The organism is Methylobacterium sp. WL18 (genome assembly GCF_008040015.1).
GTDB classification, from domain to species: Bacteria; Pseudomonadota; Alphaproteobacteria; order Rhizobiales; family Beijerinckiaceae; genus Methylobacterium; species Methylobacterium mesophilicum.
The window spans coordinates 1-8,043 of record NZ_VRVD01000189.1 but is presented as its reverse complement, the minus strand read 5'-3'; the positions used below and the strand labels follow the sequence as shown (position 1 = coordinate 8,043).

The window sequence follows — 8,043 nt, the reverse complement described above, 5'->3', positions numbered from 1 at the left end:
GCCCCAGCGGGGCTCCAGGGGCGCCGACATCCTGGGCCCGACCAACGGGCCCCGCGCCGCCGAGGAGCCGTTCACCCAGGCGCCGCCGGCCACCGACCACGGCACGATGCCGAACCTGAAATGGTCGTTCACCGACAGCCACATGCGCCTGGAGGAAGGCGGCTGGGCGCGCCAGACCACGGTGCGCGAATTGCCGGTCTCCAAGGCCATGGCCGGGGTCAACATGCGGCTCAAGGCCGGCGTGGTCCGCGAGATGCACTGGCACAAGGAAGCCGAGTGGTCCTACATGATCAAGGGCAAGGCCCGGATCACCGCGGTCGACCAGGACGGGCGCACCTTCGCGGACGATGTCGGCGAGGGCGACCTCTGGTACTTCCCGGGCGGCATCCCGCACGCGATCCAGGGGCTTTCGGCCGACGGCATCGACGGTTGCGAGTTCCTGCTGGTGTTCGACGACGGCGGCTTCTCGGAGGATTCGACCTTCCTGCTCACCGACTGGCTGGCGCACACGCCGCGGGACATCCTGGCCAAGAATCTCGGGGTGCCCGAGAGCGCGCTGGCCAAGATCCCCGAGAAGGAGCTCTACATCTTCCCGGGGCCGACCCCCGGCCCGCTCGCGGCCGACAAGATGGGCGGCGCCGGGGACGTCCCAAAAACCTTCAGCCACCGGATGCTGGCGCAGGAGCCGATCCGCACCAAGAGCGGGCGCGTGCGCATCACCGATTCCACGGTGTTCCCGGCCTCGGCGACGATCGCGGCGGCGCTGGTCGAGGTCGAGCCCGGGGGGATGCGCGAGCTGCACTGGCACCCCAACGGCGACGAGTGGCAGTACTACCTCTCGGGCAAGGGCCGGATGACGGTGTTCGGCTCGGAATCGAAGGCCCGCACCTTCGACTACCAGGCCGGCGACGTCGGCTACGTGCCCTACGCCATGGGCCACTACATCGAGAATACCGGCGACACGACGCTGACCTTCCTGGAGATGTTCAAGAGCCCGCGCTACGCCGACATCTCGCTGAACCAGTGGCTGGCGCTGACCCCGCATCCCCTGGTGCAGGCCCATACCGGGCTGGATCCCAAGCAGCTCGACGCCCTGCCGCAAACCAAGACGCCGGTCGTGCCGGGTTGACGCGGCCAGGAACCTGATCGAGCCTGGGTGCGTCGATATGATGAACAGTATTCAGGCTTGATACGGAGAACCCGATGCGCGCCCTCGCCCGCGCGTTCCTCGCCCTGGCGCTCGCCCTCCCGGCGGGCGCCGCCTGGGCGCAGGTACAGCCGAACGACCCGAACGCGGCCAATTCCTCGTTCGCCCTGCAGAGCCAGATCCGCACCCTCAACCAGCAGCGGGTCTCCGACTACAACACGCTGAACCAGCAGTTCCAGCGCAACGTCCAGTACCAGCCCCACGTGCCGTATTACGGCGTCTACGGCGGGCGCCGGGTCGGCCGGCACGGGATCGCGCGGGCGCCCCGGGGCGGGGTCAACACCAGCGTGTGCATCGGCTGCTGAGCGTCGGCGCATCGTCCCGAAAGGTGGTTGCCGGCTTTCGGAACCGGACGATGCGGGGGCCGAAATCCCGGCATAGCGGGGACAGCCCGAAAAAAACCTTTTCCCGTCCGCACGCTTGGCCCAGAAGCTGGGCCCATGGTGGCGCGCGCATGAACATTCTGCTGATCGGCTCGGGGGGACGCGAGCACGCGCTGGCCTGGCGCCTGGCCAAGAGCCCGCTCTGTACCCGCCTGTTCACGGCGCCGGGCAATCCCGGCACCGCCCGCCACGGCACCAACCGGCCCGACCTCACGATCACCGACCACGCCGCGGTGGCGGCCTTCTGCGCCGCCGAGTCGATCGGCCTCGTGGTGGTCGGGCCCGAGGCGCCGCTGGTCGCCGGGCTGGTCGACGACCTGAAGATCGCCGGGATCCGCACCTTCGGGCCGACCCGCGACGCGGCGCGGCTCGAGGGCTCCAAGGGCTTCACCAAGGACCTCTGCGCCGCCTGCGGGATCCCGACCGCCGCCTTCGCGCGCTTCACCGCGCTGGAGCCGGCGCTCGCCTATGTCCGCCGGGAGGGCGTCCCGATCGTCGTGAAGGCCGACGGCCTCGCGGCCGGCAAGGGCGTCACCGTCGCCGAGACCCTGGACCAGGCCGAGGACGCGCTGGCGTCGCTGTTCGAGGATCCCGGCGCCGAGGTGGTGGTCGAGGAATGCCTGTTCGGCGAGGAGGCGAGTTTTTTCGCGCTGTGCGACGGCACCCGGGCGATCCCGCTCGGCACCGCGCAGGACCACAAGCGCGTGTTCGACGGCGACCGCGGCCCCAACACCGGCGGCATGGGCGCCTACTCCCCGGCCCGGGTCGTGACCCCGGAGATCGAGGCCCGGGTCATGGCCGAGATCATCCTGCCGACGCTGGCCGGCATGCGGGCGCGCGGCTGCCCGTTCACGGGCATCCTCTACGCCGGCCTGATGCTCACCGCGGACGGCCCCAAGCTCATCGAGTACAACACCCGCTTCGGCGATCCCGAGGCGCAGGTGCTGATGCCCCGCCTCGCCTCCGACCTCGTCCCGGCTTTGCTCTCGGCGAGCGAAGGCGACCTCTCTGGGGTCACGCTGGAATTCGACGCCCACCGGGCCGCCCTCACCGTGGTGATGGCGGCCGCCGGCTATCCCGGGGCCGTGGTGCGGGGCTCGGTGATCCGTGGCGTCGACGGGGCCGAGGGCGACGGCGTGTTCGTGTTCCAGGCCGGCACCCGCGACGAGGGCGGCCAGCTGCTCGCCGACGGCGGCCGGGTGCTCGCGGTGACGGCGCTCGGCGACAGCGTCACCGACGCCCAGGACCGCGCCTACGCGGCGGTGGCCCGGATCGACTGGCCGGAGGGCTTCTGCCGCCGGGACATCGGCTTCCGCGAAGTCGCCCGGGAAGCCGCGGACCGGGGCTGAAATCCCGGTGTCTCGGGGGCTCCGCTCCCGAACCCCTGCCAAAGGGCCTGCCCTTTGGGAACCCGTTACTCGCCGATCGCGGCGCCGGCCGGACGGCGGTTGTCGTTGGCGCCGTAGAGCAGGCCTGGGCGCATCCGCTCCGTGCGCGTGGCGTCGTTGCCCGAGGAGGCCGCGTCGGTGGGGTCCGGCACGGCGGCGCGGATTGCGATCAGCTCCTGCGCCCCCCAGGGTCTCTGCTCGACGATCGTGTGGCCCATGCCCCGCAGGATGCCCTGCGTGTCCGCCGAGAGCGCGAACGGCTCGGCGTAGACCGTGTCGGGCAGCCACTGGTGATGGATGCGCGGGGCGTCCACCGCCTCCTGCGGCTCCATGCCGAAATCGAGCACGTTGATCAGCGTCTGGGCGTTGATCGTGATGATCCGCGAGCCCCCGGGCGAGCCCGCCACCAGGGCGACCTTGCCGTCCCGCAGCACGATGGTCGGCGCCATCGACGAGAGCGGGCGCTTGCCCGGCGCGATCGCGTTGCGGGCGCCCTGGACCAGGCCGAACAGGTTCGGCACCCCGGGCTTGACGGTAAAATCGTCCATCTCGTCGTTGAGGAAGAACCCGGTCTCCCCGGCCATCACGCCGGCGCCGAAATAGCCGTTGATCGTGTAGGTGAGCGAGACCGCGTTGCCGGCCTTGTCCATCACCGAGATGTGGGTGGTCTCGGGCTTCTCCTGCGGGAGGCTTTCGGGGGCCGGGCGGATCTCGGCGGACGGGGTCGCCCGGTCCGGCCGGATCGTAGCCCGGAGCTGCTCGGCGTAGGCCGGCGACAGCAGGCGCGCCACCGGGTTGGGCCCGAAATCCGGGTCGCCCAGCAGGATGTTGCGGTCGGCATAGGCGCGCCGCATCGCCTCGACCATCAGGTGCACGGTCCGGGCGGAATTGAAGCCGGCCGCCCGCAGGTCGTAGCCGTCGAGGATGGTCAGGATCTCGCACAAAGTCGTGCCGCCGGACGAAGGCGGAGGTGCCGACAGGATGGTGGCGCCCCGGTAGCGGCAGGACAGCGGTTCGGATTCGGTCACCGTGTAGGCGGCGAAGTCGGAAGCCGTGAGCACCCCGCCCCCGGCCCGGGACGCCGCCTCGACCTGGCGGGGGATCTCGCCCTTGTAGAACGCGTCCGAGCCGCCCTCGGCGATGGCCTGGAGGGTGCGGGCGAGGCCGGCCTGGACCATCCGGTCGCCGGGCCGCCAGGACGTGCCGTCCGGGCGCAGGAAGACGCGGGCGACGTTGGCCTGCCCGGCGAACAGCTTGGCGCCGAAATCCAGGATGTCGGTGTCGCCCCGGGTGAGCACGAAGCCGTCCCGGGCGAGCGCGACCGCCGGGGCCATCACCCGGGCCAGCGGCAGGGTTCCGTATTCCGCGAGCGCGGTGTTCAGGCCGAGCACGGTGCCGGGCACGCCCGCCGCCTTCCAGCCCCGCAGGCTCGCGCCCTTCACGACGCTGCCGTCGGCGTCGAGATACATGTCGCGGCTGGCCGCCCCGGGGGCTTTTTCGCGGAAATTGATGAAGCGGCTCGTTCCGTCGGCCCGGTGCAGCACCAGGAAGCCGCCGCCGCCGATATTGCCGCAGCACGGGTTCACCACCGCCTCGGCATAGGCCACGGCCACCGCGGCATCGATGGCGTTGCCGCCGGCCTTCAGGATGTCGGCGCCGACCTGTGAGGCCAGGCGCTGGGACGACACCACCATGCCGTTCTCGGCCTCGACGGCCGGTCCCGAGGCGGCCCGCGCCCCGGGGCTTCCGAGGGCGACGAGAAGCCCGAGGAACAGCGCGCGTGCCGGTGCGATCATCCAGGCTCTCTTCGATGCGGGTCCGGCGCTGCCATATAGGGGGCCGGGCGCCGGAGTCGCGGCTCCCGACGATAGCCTCATCCTGAGAGGGTGTGGGTCTTTCGGTTCTCCGCTCGGGACAGACGCTGCGGCGCTCCTCGGAAGGTCCATCCCGGCACAGGAGCCTGGCTTGCGAGCCGAGGCGGGACGTTCCCCGAAGATTTGCGGTCGAGGTCGATGACGGAGCGCGACACGCCCCCTCTCCCGTGCGGGAGAGGGTTGGGGTGAGGGACCAGATCTTTCCGGAGAAGTCGCATCCCTCACCCTGTCCCTCTCCCGCACGGGAGAGGGGACCCGCGCCGTGTCCTTCGTCGCCGGCCCGTCCGGGGCCGCCCGGGTATTCGGCTCATGAGGATGTCGAAGCGTGACCGATAGACAGACTCTCAGCCTCTAAGGTGGCGCGGCGGAGCGGAGCCCTCGAAGGAGCCCTCCAGCGAGCCGCACGCGTTCTGGAGGGCTCCTTCGAGGCCCGGCGATCTTCGATCGCCGGGCGCCTCAGGATGAGGGGGCTGATGGGAGAGGCGGTTCGGCGGCTGGTCGGCCTCAGCCGTTGCGGAACGTGTAGCTGTAGCCGTTCAGCGCCGGCGCGCCGCCGAGATGCGCGTAGAGGATCTTCGCGCCCTTCGGGAAGAACCCCTTCTTCACGAGGTCGATCATGCCCTGCATGGATTTGCCCTCGTAGACCGGGTCTGTGATCATCCCCTCGAGCCGGGCCGAGAGCCGGATCGCCTCGACGGTCTCCTGCGAGGGCACGCCGTAGACCGGGTAGGCGTAATCGGCGTTGAGCACGACGTCGTCGGCGACGATGTCGCCCGCGCCGACCAGGGCGGCGGTGTTCTGGGCGATCTCGAGCACCTGGGCCTTGGTCTGGGCCGGGGTGCAGGAGGCGTCGATGCCGATGACGTTGCGGGCGCGCCCGTCGGCCGCGAAGCCCACCAGCATGCCGGCATGGGTCGAGCCGGTCACCGTGCAGACCACCACGTAGTCGAACGCCAAGCCCATCTCGGCCTCCTGGGCCCGGACCTCCTCGGCGAAGCCGACATAGCCGAGCCCGCCGTACTTGTGCACCGAGGCGCCGGCCGGGATCGCGTAGGGCTTGCCGCCCTCGGCCTCGACCTCGGCGAGCGCGCGCTTCCAGCTGTCGCGGATGCCGATGTCGAAGCCGTCATCCACGAGCTGCGTCTGGGCGCCCATGATCCGCGACAGGAGGATGTTGCCGACCCGGTCGTAGACGGCATCCTCGTGGGGCACCCAGGCCTCCTGGATCAGCCGGCACTTCATGCCGATCTTGGCGGCCACCGCCGCGACCATGCGGGTGTGGTTCGACTGCACGCCGCCGATCGAGACCAGGGTGTCGGCGCCGCTCTTGATCGCGTCCGGCACGATGTATTCGAGCTTGCGCAGCTTGTTGCCGCCATAGGCCAGGCCCGAATTGCAATCCTCGCGCTTGGCGTAGATCTCGACCGCATCCCCCAGATGGGCCGAGAGCCGCTTGAGCGGCTCGATCGGCGTCGGGCCGAAGGTCAGGGGGTAGCGCTCGAACTGTTGCAGCATCGGGACTCTCCGGGTCTTCCGGCCGCCGGGATCGTTTTCCACCCGGCGCGGCCGCCTTCGGGTTACGGCAGAAAGCTAACCCGGATCGTCTGAAAGGTGCTCTCGATCTTGGCCTGCCGATGGCTCTCTGCTTGCATCGACCGCCGCAACGGACGAGAAATCATCCGGAAAGCCCCAAAAAAGTGAAAGAAACCGCCATGTCCGCAGGGCTCGACCGGATCGACCTCAAGATCCTGCGCCTGCTCCAGGCGGACGGGCGCATGGCCAATGCCGAGATCGCCGAGCGCTCGGGCACCAGCGCGGCCACCTGCCATCGCCGGATCCAGCGCCTGTTCACGGACGGCTTCGTGCGGGCGGTCCGGGCGCTGGTCGATCCGGCCCGGGTCGGCCGGGGCACCCTGGTCTTCGTCGGCGTCGTGCTCGACCGCTCGACGCCGGAGAGCTTTTCGGAGTTCGAGGCCGCGGTGCGGGCGATCCCCGTGCTGCTCGACTGTCACCTCGTGGCCGGCGACTTCGACTACATCCTGAAGGTCCGCGTCTCCGACATGGCCGACTTCAACCGCCTCCACAGCGCCACGCTGATCGGCCTGCCGGGGGTGCGCCAGACCCGCACGTTCTTCGTGATGAAGGAGGTCATCGACAACGCGCCGCTGGACCTGTGAGGCGGAACCGGGTTTCAGGATTATCGGCGGCCGCCGCCGGGCATAGCGCGATGGACGACGCGCGCCCCTTTCCCGGACAGGTGGAGCGAAGCGGAACCTGGTCCGGGATCCAGCACACAGAGCGCCGCGCAGCGGCACAGGATGACATCGCGGTGGCGCAGGCGGACGCTTCGCGTCGTCTTGTGCTGGATCCCGGGTCGCATTCCGCTGACGCTCCACGCGCCCGGGAAAGGGACGGCGCGCAGGCCATGCCCCTCGCAGTTCCGCCCTACCCCTCCCCGCGCCGCGCCTTGCGCAGGGCCTCCCAGCGGTCGAGCCGCTCCGCGAGCCGGGTCTCGTAGCCGCGCTCGGTGGGCGCGTAGAGGTGCTGGCGCCCGATGGCGTCGGGCCAGTAATCCTGGCCCGAGAAGGCGTCGGGCTCGTCGTGGTCGTAGCGGTAGCCCTCGCCGTAGCCGATCCGCTTCATCAGCTTGGTCGGCGCGTTGAGGATGGTGCGGGGCGGGGCCAGGGAGCCGGCCTCCTTGGCGAGCCGCGTGGCGGCCTTGTAGGCGGTGTAGACCGCGTTCGATTTCGGCGCGCAGGCCAGGTAGATCGCGGCCTGCGCCAGAGCGAGCTCGCCCTCGGGGCTGCCGAGGAAGTCGAACGCGTCCTTGGCGGCGTTGGCGACCACCAGGGCCTGCGGGTCGGCGAGCCCGATATCCTCCACCGCCATCCGGACCAGCCGGCGGGCGATGAACAGCCGGTCCTCGCCGGCATCGAGCATCCGGCACAGATAGTAGAGCGCCGCGTCCGGATCCGAGCCGCGCACGGTCTTATGCAGGGCCGAGATCAGGTTGTAATGGCCCTCCTGGGCCTTGTCGTAGATCGGCGCCCGCCGCTGCACGATCTCCTGCAACGCCTCGGCGTCGAGGGTCTCGCCCGGGCTGGCCGAGCGCCAGACCTCCTCGGCGAGCGTCAACGCCGCGCGGCCGTCGCCGTCGGCCATCCGGACCAGCACGCCCCGCGCCTCCTCGG

Annotated in this window: 6 protein-coding genes and 1 pseudogene; 4 read left to right on the top strand and 3 right to left on the bottom strand. The window is 70.5% G+C overall.

Annotation, left to right across the window (positions count from 1 at the left end; translation table 11 throughout):
* From FV228_RS14830 to purD, 3 genes are all read left to right on the top strand, one after another.
* The coding region (locus tag FV228_RS14830) for an oxalate decarboxylase family bicupin (RefSeq protein ID WP_147855324.1) at positions 1-1,129 on the top strand (1,129 nt) is incomplete at its 5' end.
* Positions 1,130-1,203: 74 nt separating this feature from the next.
* Positions 1,204-1,512 (top strand): hypothetical protein, encoded by a 309-nt coding sequence (locus FV228_RS14825; protein WP_147855323.1) that lies wholly within the window; start codon positions 1,204-1,206, stop codon positions 1,510-1,512.
* Between the two features lie 149 nt (positions 1,513-1,661).
* The gene (gene purD / locus FV228_RS14820) at positions 1,662-2,939 is read left to right on the top strand and encodes a phosphoribosylamine--glycine ligase (RefSeq protein WP_147855322.1); all 1,278 of its coding nucleotides are present in this window, start codon (positions 1,662-1,664) and stop codon (positions 2,937-2,939) included.
* 65 nt (positions 2,940-3,004) lie between these two features.
* Here the strand turns inward: purD and ggt are convergent, their stop codons facing one another.
* Both ggt and FV228_RS14810 read right to left on the bottom strand, forming a co-directional pair.
* Positions 3,005-4,774: a gamma-glutamyltransferase gene (ggt, locus tag FV228_RS14815; protein ID WP_147855321.1), complete on the bottom strand. Its 1,770-nt coding sequence runs from the start codon at positions 4,772-4,774 to the stop codon at positions 3,005-3,007.
* A 582-nt stretch (positions 4,775-5,356) separates the two neighbouring features.
* Positions 5,357-6,367 carry a 1-aminocyclopropane-1-carboxylate deaminase gene (locus FV228_RS14810; RefSeq protein ID WP_147855320.1) on the bottom strand — a complete coding sequence of 337 codons (1,011 nt, stop codon included), beginning with the start codon at positions 6,365-6,367 and terminating at the stop codon, positions 5,357-5,359.
* 197 nt (positions 6,368-6,564) lie between these two features.
* On the opposite strand from FV228_RS14810, the gene FV228_RS14805 reads away from it, so the two are divergent.
* Positions 6,565-7,029, top strand: a complete 465-nt coding sequence (locus FV228_RS14805) for an Lrp/AsnC ligand binding domain-containing protein (RefSeq protein ID WP_058194928.1) — start codon at positions 6,565-6,567, stop codon at positions 7,027-7,029.
* A gap of 268 nt (positions 7,030-7,297) precedes the next feature.
* On the opposite strand, the pseudogene FV228_RS14800 reads toward FV228_RS14805, so the two are convergent.
* Positions 7,298-8,043: pseudogene (locus FV228_RS14800) on the bottom strand (replication-associated recombination protein A); the annotation flags it as partial.

Excerpts from the sequence above, each read along its gene's own strand:
- FV228_RS14825 (WP_147855323.1), top strand. The coding sequence starts at position 1,204 with ATGCGCGCCCTCGCCCGCGCGTTCCTCGCCCTGGCGCTCGCCCTCCCG.
- purD (WP_147855322.1), top strand. The coding sequence starts at position 1,662 with ATGAACATTCTGCTGATCGGCTCGGGGGGACGCGAGCACGCGCTGGCC.
- ggt (WP_147855321.1), bottom strand. The coding sequence starts at position 4,774 with ATGATCGCACCGGCACGCGCGCTGTTCCTCGGGCTTCTCGTCGCCCTC.
- FV228_RS14810 (WP_147855320.1), bottom strand. The coding sequence starts at position 6,367 with ATGCTGCAACAGTTCGAGCGCTACCCCCTGACCTTCGGCCCGACGCCG.
- FV228_RS14805 (WP_058194928.1), top strand. The coding sequence starts at position 6,565 with ATGTCCGCAGGGCTCGACCGGATCGACCTCAAGATCCTGCGCCTGCTC.